Origin of the sequence: Kandleria sp. (assembly GCF_017934775.1) — a bacterium.
GTDB classification, from domain to species: Bacteria; Bacillota_I; Bacilli_A; order Erysipelotrichales; family Coprobacillaceae; genus Kandleria; species Kandleria vitulina.
In genome coordinates, this window is sequence record NZ_JAGBIX010000091.1 from 1 (window position 1) to 21,389 (window position 21,389).

At 35.7% G+C, this 21,389-nt stretch carries 20 protein-coding genes and 1 riboswitch; of the genes, 8 read left to right on the forward strand and 12 right to left on the reverse strand.

The features are described 5' to 3' along the window. Window positions 1-234: 234 nt before the first annotated feature. Both J6L95_RS09590 and serC read right to left on the reverse strand, forming a co-directional pair. Window positions 235-1,404, reverse strand: a complete 1,170-nt coding sequence (locus J6L95_RS09590) for a phosphoglycerate dehydrogenase (RefSeq protein WP_287458964.1) — start codon at window positions 1,402-1,404, stop codon at window positions 235-237. Between the two features lie 14 nt (window positions 1,405-1,418). Beyond that, window positions 1,419-2,504: a 3-phosphoserine/phosphohydroxythreonine transaminase gene (gene serC / locus J6L95_RS09595; protein ID WP_029072869.1), complete on the reverse strand. Its 1,086-nt coding sequence runs from the start codon at window positions 2,502-2,504 to the stop codon at window positions 1,419-1,421. A 208-nt stretch (window positions 2,505-2,712) separates the two neighbouring features. After that, a riboswitch (THF riboswitch) is annotated at window positions 2,713-2,811 on the forward strand. A 63-nt stretch (window positions 2,812-2,874) separates the two neighbouring features. Between serC and J6L95_RS09600 the strand changes: the two genes are divergently transcribed. The 6 genes from J6L95_RS09600 (at window position 2,875) to J6L95_RS09625 (ending at window position 8,466) form a co-directional block, all read left to right on the forward strand. Continuing rightward, on the forward strand, window positions 2,875-3,399 hold the full coding sequence (locus tag J6L95_RS09600) for a folate family ECF transporter S component (protein WP_287458965.1): 525 nt from the start codon (window positions 2,875-2,877) through the stop codon (window positions 3,397-3,399). Between the two features lie 97 nt (window positions 3,400-3,496). Continuing rightward, on the forward strand, window positions 3,497-4,624 hold the full coding sequence (locus tag J6L95_RS09605) for a CobW family GTP-binding protein (protein ID WP_287458966.1): 1,128 nt from the start codon (window positions 3,497-3,499) through the stop codon (window positions 4,622-4,624). A gap of 3 nt (window positions 4,625-4,627) precedes the next feature. Next, window positions 4,628-5,581: a TIGR03943 family putative permease subunit gene (locus tag J6L95_RS09610; protein ID WP_287458967.1), complete on the forward strand. Its 954-nt coding sequence runs from the start codon at window positions 4,628-4,630 to the stop codon at window positions 5,579-5,581. Window positions 5,582-5,665: 84 nt separating this feature from the next. Continuing rightward, complete coding sequence (gene tgt, locus J6L95_RS09615; protein WP_287458968.1) at window positions 5,666-6,799, forward strand: tRNA guanosine(34) transglycosylase Tgt; 1,134 nt, start codon at window positions 5,666-5,668, stop codon at window positions 6,797-6,799. Window position 6,800: 1 nt separating this feature from the next. Beyond that, window positions 6,801-7,850 carry a tRNA preQ1(34) S-adenosylmethionine ribosyltransferase-isomerase QueA gene (gene queA / locus J6L95_RS09620; RefSeq protein ID WP_031588986.1) on the forward strand — a complete coding sequence of 350 codons (1,050 nt, stop codon included), beginning with the start codon at window positions 6,801-6,803 and terminating at the stop codon, window positions 7,848-7,850. After that, window positions 7,834-8,466: an epoxyqueuosine reductase QueH gene (locus J6L95_RS09625; RefSeq protein WP_287458969.1), complete on the forward strand. Its 633-nt coding sequence runs from the start codon at window positions 7,834-7,836 to the stop codon at window positions 8,464-8,466. The genes queA and J6L95_RS09625 overlap by 17 nt, the downstream gene beginning before the upstream one ends. Here the strand turns inward: J6L95_RS09625 and J6L95_RS09630 are convergent. After that, window positions 8,457-9,200 (reverse strand): alpha/beta hydrolase, encoded by a 744-nt coding sequence (locus J6L95_RS09630; protein WP_287458970.1) that lies wholly within the window; start codon window positions 9,198-9,200, stop codon window positions 8,457-8,459. The two genes, J6L95_RS09625 and J6L95_RS09630, sit on opposite strands and share 10 nt — an antisense overlap. A 130-nt stretch (window positions 9,201-9,330) precedes the next feature. On the opposite strand from J6L95_RS09630, the gene J6L95_RS09635 reads away from it, so the two are divergent. Further along, window positions 9,331-9,747, forward strand: coding sequence for a hypothetical protein (locus tag J6L95_RS09635; RefSeq protein ID WP_029069947.1), 417 nt, complete (start codon window positions 9,331-9,333; stop codon window positions 9,745-9,747). Window positions 9,748-9,757: 10 nt separating this feature from the next. Here the strand turns inward: J6L95_RS09635 and J6L95_RS09640 are convergent, their stop codons facing one another. Both J6L95_RS09640 and J6L95_RS09645 read right to left on the reverse strand, forming a co-directional pair. Next, window positions 9,758-10,936, reverse strand: coding sequence for an aminotransferase class I/II-fold pyridoxal phosphate-dependent enzyme (locus J6L95_RS09640; RefSeq protein ID WP_029069946.1), 1,179 nt, complete (start codon window positions 10,934-10,936; stop codon window positions 9,758-9,760). 1 nt (window position 10,937) lies between these two features. After that, complete coding sequence (locus tag J6L95_RS09645; RefSeq protein WP_029069945.1) at window positions 10,938-11,429, reverse strand: Lrp/AsnC family transcriptional regulator; 492 nt, start codon at window positions 11,427-11,429, stop codon at window positions 10,938-10,940. A 162-nt stretch (window positions 11,430-11,591) separates the two neighbouring features. Between J6L95_RS09645 and J6L95_RS09650 the strand changes: the two genes are divergently transcribed. Next, window positions 11,592-12,620, forward strand: coding sequence for a lactonase family protein (locus J6L95_RS09650; protein WP_287458971.1), 1,029 nt, complete (start codon window positions 11,592-11,594; stop codon window positions 12,618-12,620). 22 nt (window positions 12,621-12,642) lie between these two features. Here the strand turns inward: J6L95_RS09650 and J6L95_RS09655 are convergent, their stop codons facing one another. The 7 genes from J6L95_RS09655 to J6L95_RS09685 all read right to left on the reverse strand — a co-directional run bounded on the left by J6L95_RS09655 (window position 12,643) and on the right by J6L95_RS09685 (window position 21,271). Continuing rightward, on the reverse strand, window positions 12,643-13,455 hold the full coding sequence (locus J6L95_RS09655; RefSeq protein WP_287458972.1) for a ParB/RepB/Spo0J family partition protein: 813 nt from the start codon (window positions 13,453-13,455) through the stop codon (window positions 12,643-12,645). Between the two features lie 15 nt (window positions 13,456-13,470). Next, a complete protein-coding gene (gene rsmG, locus J6L95_RS09660; RefSeq protein WP_287458973.1) occupies window positions 13,471-14,169 on the reverse strand; it encodes a 16S rRNA (guanine(527)-N(7))-methyltransferase RsmG in 699 nt (232 codons plus the stop codon). 1 nt (window position 14,170) lies between these two features. Continuing rightward, entirely contained in the window at window positions 14,171-16,030 is a 1,860-nt protein-coding gene (gene mnmG, locus J6L95_RS09665; RefSeq protein WP_029071572.1) for a tRNA uridine-5-carboxymethylaminomethyl(34) synthesis enzyme MnmG, read from the reverse strand. Window positions 16,031-16,136: 106 nt separating this feature from the next. Continuing rightward, the gene (locus J6L95_RS09670) at window positions 16,137-17,759 is read right to left on the reverse strand and encodes an extracellular solute-binding protein (protein ID WP_287458974.1); all 1,623 of its coding nucleotides are present in this window, start codon (window positions 17,757-17,759) and stop codon (window positions 16,137-16,139) included. Window positions 17,760-17,763: 4 nt separating this feature from the next. After that, window positions 17,764-18,624 carry a sugar ABC transporter permease gene (locus J6L95_RS09675; protein WP_287458975.1) on the reverse strand — a complete coding sequence of 287 codons (861 nt, stop codon included), beginning with the start codon at window positions 18,622-18,624 and terminating at the stop codon, window positions 17,764-17,766. After that, window positions 18,624-19,991 carry a carbohydrate ABC transporter permease gene (locus J6L95_RS09680; RefSeq protein WP_173438340.1) on the reverse strand — a complete coding sequence of 456 codons (1,368 nt, stop codon included), beginning with the start codon at window positions 19,989-19,991 and terminating at the stop codon, window positions 18,624-18,626. The genes J6L95_RS09675 and J6L95_RS09680 overlap by 1 nt, the downstream gene beginning before the upstream one ends. A gap of 47 nt (window positions 19,992-20,038) precedes the next feature. After that, window positions 20,039-21,271: an extracellular solute-binding protein gene (locus J6L95_RS09685; protein ID WP_287458977.1), complete on the reverse strand. Its 1,233-nt coding sequence runs from the start codon at window positions 21,269-21,271 to the stop codon at window positions 20,039-20,041. Window positions 21,272-21,389 lie beyond the last annotated feature (118 nt).

The window sequence follows — 21,389 nt, forward strand, 5'->3', positions numbered from 1 at the left end:
ATGTCACGAGTCCTGCTCCCTTCCATGTTCTGCATGCTGATTTAAGACGCTCCTTCATGAAGGGCTATCGTAGCCCTTCACCCATTTTTCGCCTATATAAAGGCATATATGAGGATGCTCAAAAATTTTTTTCCAAAAAAAAGGAAGAGACTTATGCCTCTTCCTTCTCAGGCTGTTGACAAAATAGACATTTTGTCGACGGCCTGAAGAATGGCCTAGGCCATTCTCTTTTTATTAGAATACTACTTTTGCAATAATACGTGCCTTGATGACACCTTCCTGTTTTTCAATAGCTTTAGTGATATCTTCACTTAAATCATTAGTATCAATGATTGTGTAAGCATAGTCTCCTTTTGCCTTGTTGACCATGTTTTCGATGTTCATATCTTTTTTAGCAATAGTACCAGCGAACTTCGCTAACATGTTAGGAATGTTCTTATGAATAATACATAATCTATATGTAGTAGTACGTGGTTCTACAACTGATGGGAAGTTAACTGAATGTTTGATATTACCGTTTTCTAAGAATTCTCTGATTTCATCAACGGCCATAGTTGCACAGTTTTCTTCTGATTCTGGAGTAGATGCACCTAAATGTGGCATTACCACAACATTTTCAGTGTTAGCTAGTTTTTCACTACCGAAGTCAGTAATATAACGTGCTACTTTATTTTTTCTTAAAGCATCGATCATGTCTTCTTCATTGACAAGATCACCACGTGCAAAGTTTAAGATATGCACGCCTGATTTCATCAAATTGATAGCTTTTTCATCAATCATACCCTGTGTTTCTGGAGTTGATGGAACATGAATTGTAATATAGTCACATTCTTTGAAGATTTCTTCTACAGTGCTCGCTTTACGAACCCATTTTGACATTCCCCAAGCTGCATTTACTGAAATATATGGATCATATCCATGAACTTCCATACCAAGCTTAACAGCAGCGTTAGCTACTGCTACACCGATGGCACCAAGTCCGATTACCCCTAATTTCTTTCCATCGATTTCAGGTCCGACAAATGCCTTCTTTCCTGCTTCTACCTGTTTAGCATAGTCGTCACCTTTTAATGTTTTAGCCCATTCGATTCCTTCTAATACACGTCTAGAAGAAAGGAATAAGGCACAAAGTACCAATTCTTTAACCGCATTGGCATTTGCTCCTGGTGTATTGAATACGACAATCCCCTTTTTAGCGCATTCTTCTACTGGAATATTATTTGTACCTGCCCCCGCACGTGCAATTGCTTTTAAATTTTCTGGGAAATCATAGTCATGAAGTTTTGCAGATCTGACAAGGATCGCATCTTCGTTTTCAACATTTTCCCCTACTTCATATCTTTCGTCAAATAACTGCAATCCCTTTTCAGAGATCTTATTGACTGTCTTAACCTTAATAGCCATATTTTTCCCCCGCATTAACGATTTTCTTCTTCAAATTTCTTCATGAACTGAAGTAGATATTCCACTCCTTCATAAGGCATTGCATTATAAATAGAAGCTCTAATGCCACCTACAGCACGATGTCCTTTTAAGTTTGTCATGCCTGCTTCAATTGATTCTTTTACAAATTTAGCATCTAGATCTTTATTTGGTGTCTTGAATGCCACATTCATACGTGAACGTGAGCCTTTTTCTGTTTCGTAGATATAGAAATCACTTTGATCAAGATAATCCTGTAATAAAGCAGCTTTCTTGATATTACGTTTTTCCATTTCTTCGAGTCCACCCTGTTTTTCAACCCATTTAAGCACAAGGCCTAAAACATAAATAGCGTATGCTGGTGGCGTATTGTACATAGAATCTTTATCTGCCATTGTGTCATATTCAGCTAATACCTGAATGTTTTCTTTATGTGGCTTAATTAAATCTTCTCTAATGATCACAACACCTAAACCGGCGATTCCCATGTTTTTCTGTGCGCCTGCATAGATTACGCCATAGCGTGATACATCTACTGGTCTAGATAAGATATCTGAAGACATATCTGCTACAAGTGGTGCTCCTTTTGTATCAGGTACATAATCCCACTCTGTTCCATAGATTGTGTTGTTCTGGCAGATATGAACATAGTCGATATCATCTCTGATATCTAATTCATCCTGTGTTGGAATATGTGTATAGTTGTTATCTTTGCCATCGTAGGCAATATGAACATCTCCAAATTTAGCTGCTTCCTGTGCTGCCTTCTTAGAGAAATTTCCAGTTACGACATAGTCAGCTCTTCCCTTGTCCATTAAGTTAAGGGCCACAGCACCAAACTGCTGTGTTGCTCCACCATGTAAGAATAAGATCTTATAGTTATCTGGAATATTCATTAATCTTTTTAAAGTTGCTTTTGTATCATCAAAAATTTTCTGGTATGTGGAGGATCTATGACTCATCTCCATTACGCTCATACCAGAGCCTTCATAATTTAGCATCTGATCACGTGCTGTCTCCAATACTTCTAATGGAAGCTGTGAAGGCCCCGCACTAAAATTGTAAACTCTTTTGTTAGTCATTCTTTCTCCTCCTCAAAACTAATTTAATGAGATTATATGTCTTTTCCATAAATTTGTAAACAGTGATTATTAAAAAAGACAAATAATTTATATATTTTTATTTTTTGTATACAATTAATTAGACAAGTGACAATAATTTGTCTGAAGATTGAAATTCTTTCTTGCATAGTTTGCTAAGTTACTATATAGTAATGTCATAAATTAAAAGTGCAGAGTAGATGACGAGGCGTTAAGTGCCTAGTGAACGGGGAGTTGTCACTAGGACGAAAAGTATTATCTTGCGGTTTCATCATCGCATCCCGCTGCTACAGACTAGGTACTAGACACCTTCAATGTAGTAAAAGGACATACTGCAGAGGAGGTGTTTTTGATGTCTAAATTGAAAGACATAAAAGTTTTAAGTGCTGCTGCCATGTTAGCAGCAATCGCAATTGTGCTCGGATTCTTTAAGATCCCTTTAAATCAAGTGATTGAAATCAGATTCGGGTCACTCCCACTATCAGTAACTGGATTCTTATTTGGTCCTGTTATTGGTGCTATCGTTGGTGCTGTCGCTGATGTAGGAGGATACTTAATTCGTCCTACTGGTCCATTCTTTGTGGGCTTCACAATCAGCAGTATTGTGGCTGGTACGATTTTTGGTGTTATGCTTCACAATAAAGAAGTGACAATCTGGAGAATTGTATTAACAGAAGTCTTACAGATGCTTATTGTTAATTTATTCCTTAATACCTTATGGTTATCCATGCTTTATGGTAAAGCGTTCATTCCGCTAGTTGGTGCACGTATTGTCAAGGAACTTATCATGTTGCCTATCAACTGTGCATTAATCACGTTTATCTTAAAGTCAGTAAACCACATTCCACAATTAAAAAAGAGTGTCACACTCAACTAAAAAGACCTTCGGGTCTTTTTTCATGCTTTAAGCATATTTTTCTTATAAACTTGACAAAGGTGCTATAATACATGTGATTTGAAAGGAGAAATTTCTAATGAGCAAAGTTGATATTATTTCTGGCTTCCTTGGAGCTGGTAAAACAACATTAATAAAAAAACTATTAAAAGAATCATCTTTAAAAGATGAAAAAGTTGTCTTAATTGAAAACGAATTTGGAGAAATCGGCATCGATGGTGGCTTCATGAGAGAAGCTGGCGTTGAAGTCAATGAATTATCTCAGGGCTGCATCTGTTGTAGTCTTGTAGGTGACTTTGAAAAATCACTTTCTGAAGTGATTGAATCATATCATCCTGATCGTATTATCATTGAACCTTCTGGTGTTGGTAAGCTTTCAGATATCATTGCAGCAGTTAAGAATGTAAAGAGTCAGGAACTTGAACTTGATCGTTTCTTAGCTGTAGTAGATGCTAAAAAATGTAAGATGTATCATAAGAACTTCGGTGAATTCTTCAACAACCAGATTGCCTCTGCTTCTTGTGTTGTTCTTTCAAGAACACAGGATGTTACTGAAGAAAAAATTGAAGAATGTCTTGATATCGTAAGAGAACTTAATGATCATGCTCCAGTTGTTACAACTAGCTGGGATGACATTACTGGTGATCAGATTCTTGAAGCTACTAATAATAAAGAAGCTTTAGAAAAAGCTTTAGTAGCTGCTGAATTGGAACATCAGCATGAACATGAACATCATCACCATCATCATGAACATGATCATGACCATGAATGTGAATGTGGACATCATCACCATGATCATGAAGAATGTGAAAGTGGACATCACCATGAACATGAACATCATCACCATCATCATGACCATGATCATTCACATGCAGCTATTCATGATGAAGAAAGTAAAGCTTACTTTGATGAAGATGATTTACATGATGCTGATGAAGTCTTCAACTCAATTGGTATTGAAACAGCACACGCTTTCTCTCATGATGAATTAGATGAAAAGCTTAAGGTTCTTGCTAGTGATCATTCTTTAGGTCATATTCTTCGTTCTAAGGGTATTGTAAAAGGAAAAGATGGAAAATGGTTTGAGTTTGATTTTGTAGCAGGTGATTATGAAATCAGAGAAACTACACCTGATGTAGGTGGAAGACTATGTGTAATTGGACAGGATATTGATGCCCATAAAATTTATGCATTAATGAAAGGATAAAACATGGATAATTTACAGGTAAGAATGTACTTGTTTACTGGGTTCCTTGAATCTGGTAAATCAACTTTTATCAATGATACAATCGTCAATACAAACTTTACTGATGGTGAACGTTCTGTTCTTATTGTCACTGAAGAAGGTGAAGTTGAATATAAGAAAGAAGAACTTGAAGCGAAAGGAACACATATGATTGTGGTAGAAGATCCTGAAGAATTTACTTTGGACTTCTGGAATAAGATCAAGGAGGATTATGATCCTACTCAGATTCTTATTGAATTTAATGGTATGTGGGATGTTGATAAGTTTATCGAGAAAGAACGTCCTGATGGATGGCAGATTGTTCAGATCTTAACGACAATCAATGCTTCTACATTCCAGCTTTTCGTACAGAATATGCGTGCATTGCTCTTCCAGCATTGTTCACGTTCTGATCTTGTGATCTTTAATAGATTACCTAAGGGTGCTAAGAAGCGTCCTTATAGAAATAATATTAAGGCGATGAATCCACAGTGTCAGATCATCTATGAACTTGAAGATGGTACAGTTGACAACAATGTCGAAGAAGAATTGCCTTATAATTATGAAGATCATGATCTTAACATTGAAGATCATGACTTCGGAATCTTCTGTTATGATTTAATGGAACATCCTGAAAGATATGATAATAAACATATTCGCATTAAAGGTAAGTTCATTGGAAAAGACCGTGTTCAAGAAAACGGATTTGTACTTGGACGATATGCCATGGTATGCTGCGAGCAAGATACTTCATTAATTGGGCTCATCTGTATTTCTAAAGAATACCGTGATAAGCTTATTCCTAATGAATGGATTATCGTAGAAGGTGATACTCATACACAGTATGATCCTGAATATGGACAGAATATTTGTGTGCTGGATGTTACAAAGCTTGAAGGTACAAAACCTCTTTCTTACGAGTATGTCACTTTTGATTAATACAAAGCCATTGGCTTTGTATTTTTCTTTGTCTTTAACGTACTTTTTATGTATAATGGTTATGCAATTTGATGAGGTGTAAATATGAAAGATTTTTGGTATGAATTAAAACATGTATGTAAACAGACAGGTGCGAGATATGGGATTCTTCATACTCCTCATGGAGATGTGGAAACACCTATGTTTATGCCTGTAGGGACATTAGCTACAGTTAAGGGAATCTCTCCTGAACAGCTTAAGGAAATGGGTTCTCAGGTTATTCTTTCTAATACATATCATTTATGGCTTAGACCAGGAAATGATGTTGTTAAAAAAGCTGGTGGTCTTCATAAGTTTATGAACTATGATGGACCAATGTTGACGGATAGTGGTGGATTCCAGGTCTTCTCTCTTGGTAAGACAAGAAAGATTGAAGAAGAAGGCGTTACATTTAAATCCATCATCGATGGTTCACAGCTTTTCCTTTCTCCTGAAAAGGCAATTCAGATTCAGGAAGATCTTGGAGCCGATATGATCATGAGCTTTGATGAATGTGCTCCTTATCCTGCAAGCAGAGAGTATATGGAAAAATCTGTTGCTCGTACTATTCGCTGGGCAAAGCGTGGGAAAGACGCACATACAAGAGAAGCTCAGGCTTTATTTGGTATTGTTCAAGGTGGAGAGTATCCTGATATTAGAGAAAAGTGTGCTAAAGCACTTGTGGAAATGGATTTCCCTGGCTACTCTATCGGGGGAACCTCTGTCGGTGAGCCTAAGGATGTCATGTATAAGATGATTGATGATACGATTCCTTTTCTTCCTGAAGATAAACCACGTTATCTAATGGGAGTAGGCAATCCTATCGATCTTATTGAAGCAGCTATTCGTGGTATTGATATGTATGACTGCGTTCTTCCTACACGTGTAGCAAGACATGGTGCATTGATGACTCATTATGGTCGTATGAACATCAATAATCAGAAATTTAAATATGATTTCACTCCTATTGATGATATGTGCCATTGTTATACTTGTCGTAACTATACACGTGCCTATTTAAGACATCTTCATAAGAGTGATGAAATCTTTGGAAAGAGTCTTCTCTCTATTCATAATGTTGCTTTCTTATTAGATTTAGCTAAGGATATCAGAGAAGCAATTAAAGAAGATAGACTTGGTGATTTCAAGGAAGAATTCCTTGATCGCTATGGTAGAGATGTATACGAAAGGGCTTTTTAATATGGAAACATTAGATATTAATTTATTTGACTATGAACTCCCAGAAGAGTTAATTGCACAGACACCGTTACAAAAAAGAGATACTTCTCACTTAATGGTGCTTAATAAAGAAACTGGTGATATTACACATAAGCATTTCTATGATATTATCGATTATCTTAAACCTGGAGATGTTCTTGTAAGAAATAATACTAAAGTTATTCCTGCAAGATTATTTGGAACTAAGGAAGAAACAAATGCCCATGTGGAAGTATTGCTTTTAAAGAATACTCATGATGATGTATGGGAATGTCTTTGTGGTAATGCTAAAAAGATTAAAGTTGATACAGTTATTTCTTTTGGAGATGGCAGACTTAAAGCTAAATGTCTAGAAGTAAGAGATGAAGGTATTCGTATCTTAGAGATGATTTATGATGGTATCTTCTATGAAATTTTAGATCAGCTTGGTATTATGCCTCTTCCTCCTTATATTAAGGAAAAATTAAATGATCCAGATCGTTATCAGACTGTCTATGCGAAAGTAGAAGGTAGCGCAGCTGCTCCTACTGCTGGTCTACATTTTACTCCTGAACTTTTAGAAAAAGTTAGAGAGAAAGGTGTAGAAATACTTGATGTGACTTTACATGTTGGATTAGGTACATTTAGACCTGTTAAAGTAGAGAACGTATTGGAACATCACATGCATAGTGAATATTATGAGATTAGTGAAGATGTTGCTAATGAACTTAATAAAGCTAAAAAAGAAGGTCGTCGTATTATTGCAGTAGGTACAACTTCATGTCGTACTCTTGAATCTAATATCAAGAAATATGGTCAGTTCACTGCTGCTCATGAAAATACTTCAATCTTTATTTATCCAGGATATAAGTTTGAAGCTATTGACTGCCTGATCACAAACTTCCATCTTCCTAAATCTACTCTTGTGATGCTTGTATCTGCACTTGCTTCAAGAGAAAAGATTCTTCATGCCTACAAGGTAGCCGTAGAAAAGAAATATAGATTCTTCTCTTTCGGTGATTCGATGTTTATTACTAATGAAACAGAACTATGATTTAATGATGCAAGAAGAGCTTAAGACGCTAGTTGGGCGTCCTAAGCTTCTTCTTCATGTTTGTTGCGGGCCATGTTCAAGCAATGTCATTAAAGAATTAAGTGAATTTTTTGATATCACTATCTTTTATTCTAACTCTAATATTTATCCTGAAAGTGAGTATGTCAGAAGACGTGATGAACTGCTGACATTTATTCCTCAGTTTAATGAGAAAGAAAATCAGTCTATCACTGTCGTTGAAGATGATTATGATCTAAAGAGCTATACACAAAAGCTTGCTCCTCTTAAGGATACTGGTGAAAAAGGTGAACGATGTCATCTTTGTTATGAGATGAGAATGAAGAAAGCATTCGCTTATGCAAAAGAGAATGGCTTTGATTATTGGACAACGGTTCTTTCCGTTTCTCCTCATAAGATCAGCAGATGGATCAATGAGATTGGCGAGTCACTTATGTGTGATCACCCTAAGTTTCTGCATTCAGATTTTAAAAAACGCAACGGCTATCTGAAATCAGTACAAACAGCTGATGCGTATCATATGTATAGACAAAGCTACTGTGGCTGTGTTTACAGCTATCAGGAAAGTCTAGAACGTCAAAAAGATAATCAGGAATGATTATCTTTTTTCATGAGATATTCATCTATCCAGTAACATGTTTCTTTAAGACAACTGCGAAAATCATGTGTACCATTATTAATAAGATGAATAGTACTATGTTTTAAGTGTTTATAATAGAGCCATGTTTTCTTATAGGAAACAATCTCATCTTTTTTTCCTTGAAGGATAAGCACTTCTTTTTCACAAGGCTTTAACGATACGTCTCTTGTTTCTTCAAGATAGTGTTTACTGATGGCTCTTCCTTCTAAATAAAGACGTCTTGGCAGACGTTTTTTATTAAAACGTCGATTATAGAATAACCCTTCTTTTATTGTATCAGCGACATCACATGATGGACCTAATAGAATGATGCTTTCACAAGGCACTTCATCCGCAATCATGGCTGCAATATTCCCCCCTATTCCATGTCCTAAAAGAATGATGCGACTAGTAAATTCCAACTCAGAAACATATGAGACCATGGCCTTGGCATCTTCTATTTGTTTTTTTAATGTATACTTTTCAATTCTGCCATCGCTTCTTCCGTGTCCACTAAAATCAAAGCGTACGACTGCGTAGGCATATTGGATAAATAATTGTGCAAGTGTATCTGAAGGATATACACGCGAAGATGACATGATATCATGAAAAAAGATAACGACTGGTGCCTTTTGATCGATTGATAGCTGTGGCATATCAATAGTTCCTCTAAGCGTGGTTCTTCCTCTTTTCGTTTCAATAAACTGTCTCATAGTATTCCCCCCAATAGAATCTATTATACACAAATTTCATAATGATTACATTTCATAATAAAAAAGGGTAAATGTACCTCTTTTATTTACATATATTTTCATATATAATCTACAATGGAGTGTAAAAAGTATGGATAAAATCTATAATATTTATCAGATCAATAGTTTCCTATTTGATGCGAAAGTAATTCACCTCAGTGTTGTAGAAAATAATAAAGCAAGAAGCTGTCCTATCGAAATGCATATGTATTATGATCATAAGCTCATGTTTGCGATTGGTACTGATAATCCACTTTATCAGTCAATGAAAACAAATCCCCATATATGTCTGACTGCCTATCGCAATGATCGTAAATGGTTTCGCTATACTGGAAAAGCTGTATTTGAAGATGATCCACGCTATTCTCAGATGATGATAAGACGTTGCCCTACTCTTACTAGATATTATAATAATACTACCGGATATCAGCTGATGATGTTTCATCTTGAAGACTCTTCATCATATATCATTGATGAATTCAATAACACATTTCGTACAACCATTTAAAAAAGAACGCTTATTTTGCGTTCTTTTTTAAGTTATCTAAGAATATTCTCATCTTTTCCATCGCAATCTTTAATTCTTCAAGTGAATAAGCATAAGAGATTCTTACAAACCCTTCTCCACTTTCACCAAAAGCATTTCCTGGTACACAGGCTACCTTTTGGTCTTCTAGCAATTTATTACAGAATTCTTCAGATGTTAATCCTGTAGATTGAATGCTTGGGAAGACATAGAATGCACCTTGTGGCTTAAATGTTGTTAAGCCCATATCATTTAATTCTTTAACAAGATAATTTCGACGAGATAAGTAAGCTTCTCGCATTTCTTCTACTTCATCACGGCATGAACGAAGTCCATCGATTGCGCCATACTGTGGTGCCGTTGGAGCTGACATGATAACATACTGATGGATTTTAACCATAGCTTTAGTCAAGATGGGATTAGCTAACACGTAACCAAGTCTCCATCCAGTCATAGCGAATGCTTTTGAAAAACCGCTGATAGTAATGACCTGATCTTTGATTTCATCAAAAGAGGCTAAGGAACAGAATTCCTGTTCATAGCTCAATTCACCATAGATTTCATCCGAGATAACAATAATCCCTGATTCTTTGATGATTGGTACAATTTTAGCATAATCTTCTCTGCTCATGAATCCACCTGTTGGATTGGATGGATAGTTAATAAGCAATAGCTTTGTTTTATCAGAAATAGCTTCTTTAAGTTTTTCTGGAGTAAGCTTAAATTCATCTTTTTCTTCTAGATGAACACGCACTGGTGTTCCTCCTGATAAGATAATTGATGGTTCATATGCTACATAACCAGGATCCATGATAATCATTTCTTCTCCTGGATTTAGTAGTGCTCTTACTGCGATATCGATACCTTCTGATCCACCAACTGTGACAATGCATTCTTTTTCTGGATCATATTTTACATGAAAACGTTCGTCGTAATAGCGACAAATTTCCTGACGTAATTCCAATAATCCCTTATTGGCTGTATAGAATGTACGTCCTTTTTCAATTGAATAGATGGCAGATTCTCTAATTGTCCATGGTGTAGTGAAATCTGGTTCCCCTACCCCTAAAGAAATGACACCTTCAATCTGATTGGCAAGATCAAAGAATTTTCTGATACCGCTAGGTTTGATTGCCTTTGCTTTATCACTAATTAATGATTCATAATCCATACTATGGTGTCACCACCAATCTGTCATTCTTGCCATCTTCATCTTCAATCATAATAAGACCACTATTCTTATAATTCTTCAATACAAATGTAGTAACAGTTTCTGTTACACCTGAAATTGGTGCGAGTTTACTTGCTACAAAGTGAGCAACTTGCTGCATTGTATGTCCTTTGATAATTAAAGCGAAATCATATCTTCCGGCAAGAAGATACATTGTTTCAACTTCTGGATATTTATAGATTCTTGAGGCAATGCGATCATACCCATATTCTCTTTCTGGTTCAGCCTTGATTTCAATCAATGCTGTTACAACATCAGTGTTTGTTTTATCCCAATTGACGACAGTATGATAACCACAGATGACTTTTTCTTTTTCTAATCGTGTTAATTCGTCAATGACATCTTCTTTTGACTCATCCAATGTTGCTGCTAAATCAGTAAGTTTGATACGTGCATTTTTTTGCATAACCGCAAGCAATAGCTTATCGTCCATAATATATTCTCTCCTTTTTATTTTTATCATTATAATTCAATATTTTAAGTGTGTAAAGAAATCACTTAATGATGAATAAGAATAATTATTCAAAATTTGGAAAAATCCCTATTTATAACGCTTGCATATGGTAAAATATAAAAAAGAAAGAGGTATCAGAAAATGAAGATGATTTATGTTGCTAGTTATGGAAAAGGCGAAGATAAGGGCATTTATTCGTTATCTTTTGATCCTTATACAATGAAATTAAAAAAAGAAGAACATATCCCAACAAAGGATTTTCCTTCGTATATGATCACTCGAGATGATCATCTCTATGTTGCCTATAAAAATGCAGACAATACCAATGATGGTGGTGGATTAGGAAGTTTTTTAATTGAAGATAATAAACTTATCAAAGAAAGTAATTATTCTTCAAGTGGAAGAAGCTATACCCACTTATGTTTAAGTGATGATCAGGAATATATTTTTGCAGCTAATTATCATATTGGTGCAACAGCTTCCTATAAAGTCAATGATCACAAGATTGATCATAAGATCGTTGCTGTAAGACATAAGGGATTTGGTCCTGACTTATTAAAAAGACAGACATCTCCCCATGTTCACAATGTTGGATTTACTCCTGATAAGCGTTTTGTTTACAGTGTAGATCTTGGCTCTGATCGTATTGTTATGTATGATTATAAAGATGGTCAATTAGAAGAAAATAAAGATTATTCTATCAGTGTCATTCCTGGAAGTGGGCCTCGTCATATGATTTTTTCTCAGGATGGACGTTTTGCTTATCTGGTAAATGAGATTGCTAACTCAGTGATGGTCTTTAAGGTAGCGGATAATCATTTTAGTCTTATTCAGAATGTAAGCTGTATACCACATCATTTTACGGGCTTTTCAGCAGCTGCAGCTATTCGTATGACTTCTACAGGAAAACATCTGTTTATTTCTAATAGAGGACATGATTCTATTGCTCTTTATCGTATTAATCAGGAAACAGGAAAGATTTCTTTATTGTATATGGTACACACTGATAAAGATCCTCGTGATTTCAATATCATTGATGATGCCTACTTGATTGTTGCTTGTCAGAATGGAAATCTCTTACAGGTAATGAGCTTTGATGAAGAAAATGAGAAACTTCTTCTTACTCCACAAGCTATTTCTTTACCACAACCGGTCTGTGTTGCACTATAAAAGGTACCCATCGGTACCTTTTTTATTTCTTTATATGAATTGTAACTAAAACTTCATCGTTGCTTTCACTTTGATCAAGATAAGCATCTACACCAAAATCTTTCATTGTCTTAATGGCCTTGTTGATTGATTTTACAGGTAGTGTATTTAAGGCAATCTGAATATTTTGAGAAAGGTTTTTGCTGCTGCCTTTAATATTCACATTTTTCTTTTTCTTTGGTTCAAGTTTCTTCTTGATCTGCTTTTCTGTTTCTTCAACTGTCAGTTCACCCTTGATGATACGCTTTAACATCTGATTTCTTTCAGTTGTTGTCTTAAGCTTCAGCAAAGCACGTGCGTGTCTTTCAGTGATTTCTTTCTTCTTAACAGACTCTTGTACAGTAATAGGGAGCTGCAATAGTCTTAGTTTATTCGCAATGGTAGACTGCTTCTTCCCCATCTTGTCAGCTAATTCTTTTTGAGTAAGATTCTGTGAATCAAGAATCTGCTGATAAGCGAGCGCTTCTTCAATAGCCGATAAGTTTTCTCTTTGAATATTTTCTACCAGAGCCGCATTGGCTGTTTCATCATCATCTAATTCCTGAATAAGCACAGGGACTTCCTTGATATTAGCAAGCTTGCAGGCACGATAACGTCTTTCCCCTACGACAATCTGGTATTTTTTATTGAGGACTGAACCGCCATGTGGACGAACAACAATAGGCTGCAATAGCCCATTTTCTTTGATGGATTCAGAGAGTTCCTGAATCTTCTCATCTTCAAAATGTGTTCTTGGCTGTTCTTTATTAGGTTCGATCTTTGAAATATCGATAAATTTGTAGACATTCTTTTTCATAAAAATCCCTCTTTCTTAAAGCGGCTTCTTCTTAATGGCGCCGAAAGCTCTCGGGTATTTCTTTGGTGTTTCTTTTACTTTTTTGATTACAAGATTATGACGGTGATCATCTTCACCACTTAATGTGAAATGATGATCCTTCACAAACTCACCACCAAGTGTCGCAATGCCCTTTTTCGCTTCCTGATACTCTTCTTCTCCCTGTTTACCTTTAAGAACAAGGAAGTATCCACCCTTCTTGACAAGTGGGAGACATAGTTCATCAAGAATATTTAATCTTGCGACTGCTCTTGCAGTGGCAAGATCAAATGCTTCACGATGATCTTTCGCAAATTCTTCTGCACGTGCATGAACAGCTTTTACATCTTTTAACTGCAGTTCTTCAATAAGATGATTCAAGAAAGAAATTCTTTTTCCTAAACTATCTACGATAGTCACCTTGAGTTCTGGATGGATGATCTTTAATGGAATAGAAGGGAATCCAGCCCCTGCTCCTACATCGACAAGTGACTGGTTCTCAAAAGAGAAATCAAAAGATATGGTGATTGAATCATAGAAATGTTTTAACGCAACACCTTCTTCATCAGTAATTGCGGTTAGATTCATCTTCTGATTCCATTCTACCAATAGTTCATAGTATCTCTGAAATTGTTTTTTCTGAGTATCATTCAAATGAATATCATGCTCTTTTAAAATCTCTTCTAGTATTTTCATATTATTCTCCGTATTCTGATTTCAGGTAAATAAGCAATACTGAGATATCAGCTGGATTAATACCTGAAATACGTGAAGCCTGTCCTACTGTCAATGGACGTACTTCTTCTAATTTTTGCTTTGCTTCTAAGGCAAGATTAACAACTTTGTCATAATCTATGTCAGAAGGAATCTTCTTTTCTTCCATAGCTTTGACTTTTTCTACCTGTCTTAATGCTTTATCAATATATCCTTTATACTTGATATTGATTGTAACACGCTGTCTTTCTTCTTTAGTTAAATCAGTTTCTCCAAGATAATCCTTGATTTTCTCATAAGTCAATTCTGGTCTTTGAAGAAGTTCTTTAGCACTGATTCCTTCTTTTAGACGTGTTGATCCTAATTCTTCAATACGATCATTGATGTCACTCTTTGGAGTAAAACGAATTGTCTTTAATCTTTCTATTTCATTTGCAATACGTTCCATCTTTCTTTCATATTGATCATAGACATCTTTCTTTACAAGACCTGCTTCATAGCCATATTTTCTTAATCTTTCATCAGCGTTATCATGTCTTAAAAGAAGACGGTATTCTGCTCTACTTGTTAACATTCTATAAGGTTCTTTTGTACCTTTAGTTACAAGATCATCAATAAGTACACCAATATATGATTCATCTCTTCTAAGAATCATAGGTTCTTTTCCATCAACTTTTTTAGCCGCATTGATACCAGCTACAATACCCTGGCCGGCAGCTTCTTCATAACCGCTTGTTCCATTGATCTGACCAGCAGTAAATAAGTTCTTGATAACTTTTGTTTCTAATGAAGGCCAAAGCTGTAATGGATCGATAGCATCATATTCAATAGCGTAAGCATATTTTAAAATGACACAGTCTTCTAATCCTGGTAATGTTCTTACCATCTTTTCCTGAATATCATGAGGCATTGAAGTAGAGAATCCCTGTACATAAATAGAATTCATTTCTCTTGATTCAGGTTCTAGGAAAATCTGATGTCTTTTTTTATCAGCGAACTTTACAACCTTATCTTCAATGGATGGACAATAACGTGGTCCAATTCCTTTAACGATTCCTGAATACATTGAGCTCTTATCTAAGTTATCTCGGATGAGCTTATGTGTTTCTTCGTTTGTATAAGTCAACCAGCATGTATCCTGCTTTTCAACAGGCATGAATGTATCTGTTTCATATGAGAATGCCAATTCATCATCAGTTCCTGGCTGTACTTCTGTTTTTGAATAATCAATACTGTCAGCTGCAACTCTAGGTGGAGTTCCTGTCTTTAATCTCTGGATTCTAAAACCATAGTCTTTTAACTTGCTTGAAAGGAACTTAGAATAGCGTTCATTGTCTGGTCCACTTGGTGTCTTTGTATCCCCAACAAGTATTTCTGCCTTAAGATATGTACCTGTTGTTAACACGACAGTATGAGATTCATAGCGTGTTCCATCTTCTAAGATGACACCTTTACATTCCTGATCTTCTATAATAAGATCTTCAACCATTGATTCTACAATATCAAGGTTTTCCTGTTCCTTAAGAACCTTCTGCATATATCTAGGATATGCTTTCTTATCTTCCTGCGAACGTAATGCCCATACACCTGGACCTTTGGCAGTATTAAGCATTTTCATCTGTGTATAATTGCGATCTGCACTTTTTCCCATCTGTCCGCCAAGTGCATCCACTTCTCTTACAATAATCCCTTTGGCAGGTCCACCAATGGCAGTATTACATGGCATCTGTCCTGCATTTTCAAAGTGACTTGTTACTAATAACGTTTTCTTACCAATTCTTGCACCAGCAAGGCATGCTTCAATCCCGGCATGTCCCGCCCCTACAACGATAATATCATACATAAAAACGACCTTCTTTCACATATTGAACTATATCATAACATTATGTCTATTTCAATCAATGTAAGTGGCAATTCAATGAAATAGAGGCATGATTTTCATGCCTCTATCACTTCTTTATTTCTTGATTGACTTCCTTGGTAATCTCACTTCCACCATGTTCATACCACTTCTTTACAAATTGATCAAATGAAGACACTGAATCTTTTCCACATATGATTTTTAGATAAGTATCTTTTTCCATTTCTTCTAGACGCCACCATTTGATCATCATCGTTTTCGTTGTACCAAAGTATACCGAGTTGACCTCCTTAACTAAAGGAGTCTCCAATAATTTCAGAGCTTCTATTCTTGAAGCATAGGCTGCCCAGTTTTCAGCCTGGTTCTTTTTATCATTCTTCAAATAATTTTTGCATGCTTCAGCATATGGATAATCTATTGCCATGACATCTCTTTTCTTTTCTCCATTGAGAATAGCTTGAACATTCTCATAACTACGATGTAAGGCGTTCTTATAATCTACATTAATAGAAATAGGTCTTGCGGTAGGATCAACATTTAAACGATAGTAATCATTGATTTCTTTTACGTTCTTATTCTCATAACGAAGATAATCAAAGATAACCGAAATGATCTTAAAGATAATTTCCGGATGCTTAAATCCCTTTCTTACAACAACATACTTTGTAGAAGGATTAATAGAATGATAAGTTGTTTCTCCATTCTTATTTGTCTCAATGCGATAAGGTTTCCAATTAATAGAAGCATCTTTCTGCTTAGCCGTAACAAGTGGATTATTTGGTACCCACCATGGGCCAAAGAAAGCGCCACATTGACCATCAATGATCAATTGAGCAATATTATTGGAAGTTCTTTCCAAGAACTTCTGATCGAGTACTCCTTCTTTATAAAGTTCATGAAGATGAGAAAGCACCTTCTTGACATTTTGATCCACCGATCCATAGTTTGCCTGATTGCCTTTCATGATCCACTGCTTTGGATAAGTGTTGTAAGACGCAAAATAAAGATTCAGTAAATACTCACTACTAAATCCTGTTCCTGCCGTCAATGATGTATCAGTAACAAGACCCACTGTTTTTTTCTTTTTCTTGAAAGTACGTACAATATTTTCTACATCAGTAAGTGTCTTTGGCGCCTTAAGACCACATTCCTTTAACCAATCTTCACGACACCAGAATAAGTTTGGTCCATCGTTGATATTTGTTTCTGGCATAGCATAAAGCTTCCCATTGATTGTAACGTGATTAAAGATGGAAGGATAGCTATTATAAATATCCTTAATACGCTGAGTGGTACATTTCTTATAAGCGGTAGATAGATCTTCTATCATATCATGTTCTACAAGATACTGTAGATCATGATAGTTATTGATAATCATGACATCAGGAATATTCTTTTTTAAGATTGAATAATTAACTGATTTAAAATAACGATCTTCTACTTCATCAATCTTATTGATATTTTGAATATTCAGCTTCTTAGAAAGATAGCGTGTATACGCATTATTTTCCGATGTATCCCCTTCTGGCATATAGGAGTTGTTTACTCCTGCCATATGTGCCAATGTGTAGGTCACTGTTTCAGGGTATCGTCCATAAGGTGTATTTTGTGCATATTTGTAAGACGCATCAAAGGAGTCGCGTAGCGACCCCGTTTGACATGATGTAATTATAATTAAGGAAAGGAAAATGAAACTTAGTTTTTTTAACATATAATCAACCCTTTACTGCACCTGACATTCCTTCGGCGTAGAATCTTTGCATATATATAAATAATACAGCAATAGGAATAGATACGCAAACGGCTCCGGCAGCAAATCGTGTATACCATACATCGATATACTCTTTTGTCAGCATGTTCCATAAACCAATTGCGACTGTATAGTAGTCAGCATTGGCACGGCAGATAACTTTTGCAAAAATGAAGTCAAGCCATGGCGCTAAGAATGATGTTAAGACAGTATATACAATGATTGGCTTAGAGAGAGGTATAGTTAATCTTGTAAATACTTGCCATTTTGTAGCACCATCAATATAGGCTGCTTCATCGATTGCCTTAGGAATTGTATCAAAGAACCCTTTGGCAATATAGAAGCCTACTCCAGAACCTGCACTGTAGACAAGTACAAGTGCAACTCTGATCATAGCACCTTCAGATAATCCCACTGTCTTTAAGATATAGTAGATAGCAACCATGCTCATGAACCCTGGGAATAATCCTAAGATCATTGCGATATTCATGAAAGGCTTACGTAACTTGAATCTTAATCTACTCATACAGTAAGCTACTGATAATACGAAGAAGCAGCTAATCAAGCATGAGAAGATTGCAATGATCAATGTGTTCATAAACATACGTGGGAAGTTTAAGATGTTTGTATCAGTAAAGAGTTTAATATAATTATCAAAAGTATAAGATTTAGGGAAGAAGGTATCCACATAGCTTCCTGGTTCTGCTCTAAATGAAGTAAGCACAACCCAGAAGATTGGCAATAGCCAAATGGCAGCTAAGACTGCAAGAAATACATGTACGATGATATTCTTGATTTTTCTTTTTTGACTATAAGATGATTTCATTACATGAATCCCTCCTCATCCTTATAGCTTCCCGTATTACGGTAAGTCAATAAGGCAACGATAGCTAAGACTACGAATGTCATAATACCAATGACAGCTCCGATAGAATAATACTGTTTATCAATTGTTAATTTATATAACCAAGTGACAAGCAAATCAGTCTTACCGGCAGTTGCACCTACAGGAGTAGGATCACCACCAGATAATAGGTAGATGACATTGAAGTTGTTTACATTGCCAGTAAACTGTGTAATAAGATATGGTGTGGTTACGAATAACATATATGGCAATGTGATCTTTGTGAATGTTGTGAAGGCATTTGCGCCATCCATTTTTGCAGACTCATAAAGTTCAGCAGGAATATTCTGAAGAATACCTGTAACCTGCATCATTGTATATGGGATACCAACCCAAAGGTTGATCACAATAACAGTTACCCTTGCCCATGTCGCATTTGAGAAGAATGGCAATGCATTATTGATAAGACCAGCATTCTTTAATAGAACATTGATTGCCCCTTCAGGCTGTAACATTGTTCTCATGATCAATAATGAAACGAACTGAGGAACCGCAATACTTAAGATAAAGCAGAATCTCCAGAATGCTTTGCCTCGTGTATCTTTTCTATTGATCAAGATTGCTAGCAACATACCAAAGATATAATTTAAGAATGTGGCGAAGACTGCCCATACTAATGTCCAGGCCAATACGCCCCAGAACTGTTTACCAATTGAACTTCCAAAGTTCAATATGTCGACAAAGTTCTTTAGGCCGACCCAATCAAATAATATCAAATGGTTATCTTGAATACTGTAGTTTGTAAAGGCCATTGAGATCATGAAAACAAGGGGCAGGATTGTGAAGACAAGAACACCTGCAACTGGTCCTGTCAATAAGAGTTTATGTAAGTTTTCATCAAATAATGACTTTACATCTTCCTTGAAAGTATTAAGATGTAATCCATGTTCTTCCTGATACTGCGCTTTGTAGTTCGCAATCAGGTTGCTTCTCCAGATAAGAATAAATCCGACAAGCAAGAATAATGTGGCAACTCCATAGAGCAGGATCAATAAAGAATTGTCTCCTGCACTATATTCAAAGATGCCTTTAGCTTCATTCCATACTTCTTTTTGTGCAGAAGTACCAAGACTTGGTAACTTTGCAAGATTATTGAAGCCATTTAATACCATAAATAAGATAAACGCTATTTCAGATAAAAGATATAGAGCACCTTTTACAAAACGTTTTCTTTTTAATAAACCGACTCCCATCAACACCATGGAGAGCTTGGTAGTAGCGTCTCCCTTTATAACCGCATTTTCGAACGTATAGGGAGTCGTATTATGTTTAATTTTCTTTTTCTTCATACGTATCTCCTAGAAAGGTCTCTATTTTATAGAGACCTTTAAATCAATTATTTTCCATTAATACCTTTAACAAACGCATCTGTTTTTTCTTTATAGTTATTAGCGTTTACCTGTTTACCAGCTAATGCTTTACCAAATGTTTCAGCAGGTCCCCAGAAGTTAGACATTTCAGTAATTGTAGGCTGTAATACTGATGTTTCATTAATAGTATCATTCTGAGCTGTGATCAATGGATCTTTAGAAATAGAATCTTTCTTTAATAATTCAGTGTTACATGGAATAATGCTTCTCATTGTGTAATGATCTTCCTGAGCTTTAGATCCACCTAAATATTTAGCAAGTGCAACAGCAACTTCCTGATGTTTAGAGTTAGGGTTAACTGCAAGTGCTTTAGAACCAGCGAAAGCTTTTAACTGTTTTTCCTGACCGTTGATTGTGATTGTTGGTAATTTAGTACAAGCGAAGTTTTTACCTAATGCTTTCTTAACTGAATCATAATCCCAAGAACCAGAGAACATTGCTTTAACTGTACCAGAACGTAATCCTGATAAACCTTTTCCACCAGCATCATCAACGAAGTTCTTATTATTAACTAAATTGATTAAATACTGAGTTACCTGATATCCTTTTTCTCCACCGAAATCGATACCTTTGCTAGCGTCAGTACCATCACCGTACATCTTTCCACCGTTAGCATAGAAGAATGCAGGTAAGTTCCAAGCAACTGATACTGGGAATGCAACTGTATGTTTAGCGATCATCTTATCTAATGATTTCACTTCATCATCAGTGAAAGCTGATTTATCATAGTACATAAAGTAAGTATTGGCAGTAAATGGAATACCATATACTTTTCCATTAGAAGTAACACTCTTTAACATAGTTGAAGAGTTAGTCTTCTTGATTTCTTCTAATGTTTCCCCACCAAACTGTGCAATTGCTTTTGCATCAATTAACTGACCTAACTGGTCATTAGCATACATGTAAACATCAGCTGCTGCAGATGGATCCTGTGAAACAACTTTTCCAGCATCAGCTTCTGAACATACACCATAATCGAAAGTTAATTTCCACTTAGGATGTGCCTTATTGAATGCATCACACTGTTTCTGAAGCCAGTTTCCACTGTCTTTAGACTGATCTTCCTGTGGTGACCATACTTTAATTGTAGCTGTTAATTCTTTGTCTTCCGTAGTTGCAGGTTTGCTAGAGCTACATCCAACAACCCCTGCCATCATTGTTGCGGCTAAAGCCGCAGCACAAATTTTTTTCAAGTTCATGATTTCTCCTCCTTTTTACGAAAGCGTATTCATTTATTACAATTCTTATTATAGAGTCACCTATTCTTCATTCACATATCATAAAATTTTGAATTATATAAAAATTTTTAGAATATGA

Coding starts and splice junctions, on each gene's coding strand:
- tgt (WP_287458968.1), top strand. CDS start 5,666: ATGAAAGATTTTTGGTATGAATTAAAACATGTATGTAAACAGACAGGT.
- J6L95_RS09635 (WP_029069947.1), top strand. CDS start 9,331: ATGGATAAAATCTATAATATTTATCAGATCAATAGTTTCCTATTTGAT.
- J6L95_RS09670 (WP_287458974.1), bottom strand. CDS start 17,759: ATGTTAAAAAAACTAAGTTTCATTTTCCTTTCCTTAATTATAATTACA.
- J6L95_RS09630 (WP_287458970.1), bottom strand. CDS start 9,200: ATGAGACAGTTTATTGAAACGAAAAGAGGAAGAACCACGCTTAGAGGA.
- queA (WP_031588986.1), top strand. CDS start 6,801: ATGGAAACATTAGATATTAATTTATTTGACTATGAACTCCCAGAAGAG.
- J6L95_RS09625 (WP_287458969.1), top strand. CDS start 7,834: ATGAAACAGAACTATGATTTAATGATGCAAGAAGAGCTTAAGACGCTA.
- J6L95_RS09590 (WP_287458964.1), bottom strand. CDS start 1,404: ATGGCTATTAAGGTTAAGACAGTCAATAAGATCTCTGAAAAGGGATTG.
- J6L95_RS09675 (WP_287458975.1), bottom strand. CDS start 18,624: ATGAAATCATCTTATAGTCAAAAAAGAAAAATCAAGAATATCATCGTA.
- serC (WP_029072869.1), bottom strand. CDS start 2,504: ATGACTAACAAAAGAGTTTACAATTTTAGTGCGGGGCCTTCACAGCTT.
- rsmG (WP_287458973.1), bottom strand. CDS start 14,169: ATGAAAATACTAGAAGAGATTTTAAAAGAGCATGATATTCATTTGAAT.
- J6L95_RS09610 (WP_287458967.1), top strand. CDS start 4,628: ATGGATAATTTACAGGTAAGAATGTACTTGTTTACTGGGTTCCTTGAA.
- J6L95_RS09605 (WP_287458966.1), top strand. CDS start 3,497: ATGAGCAAAGTTGATATTATTTCTGGCTTCCTTGGAGCTGGTAAAACA.
- mnmG (WP_029071572.1), bottom strand. CDS start 16,030: ATGTATGATATTATCGTTGTAGGGGCGGGACATGCCGGGATTGAAGCA.
- J6L95_RS09640 (WP_029069946.1), bottom strand. CDS start 10,936: ATGGATTATGAATCATTAATTAGTGATAAAGCAAAGGCAATCAAACCT.
- J6L95_RS09685 (WP_287458977.1), bottom strand. CDS start 21,271: ATGAACTTGAAAAAAATTTGTGCTGCGGCTTTAGCCGCAACAATGATG.
- J6L95_RS09600 (WP_287458965.1), top strand. CDS start 2,875: ATGTCTAAATTGAAAGACATAAAAGTTTTAAGTGCTGCTGCCATGTTA.
- J6L95_RS09680 (WP_173438340.1), bottom strand. CDS start 19,991: ATGAAGAAAAAGAAAATTAAACATAATACGACTCCCTATACGTTCGAA.
- J6L95_RS09650 (WP_287458971.1), top strand. CDS start 11,592: ATGAAGATGATTTATGTTGCTAGTTATGGAAAAGGCGAAGATAAGGGC.
- J6L95_RS09645 (WP_029069945.1), bottom strand. CDS start 11,429: ATGGACGATAAGCTATTGCTTGCGGTTATGCAAAAAAATGCACGTATC.
- J6L95_RS09655 (WP_287458972.1), bottom strand. CDS start 13,455: ATGAAAAAGAATGTCTACAAATTTATCGATATTTCAAAGATCGAACCT.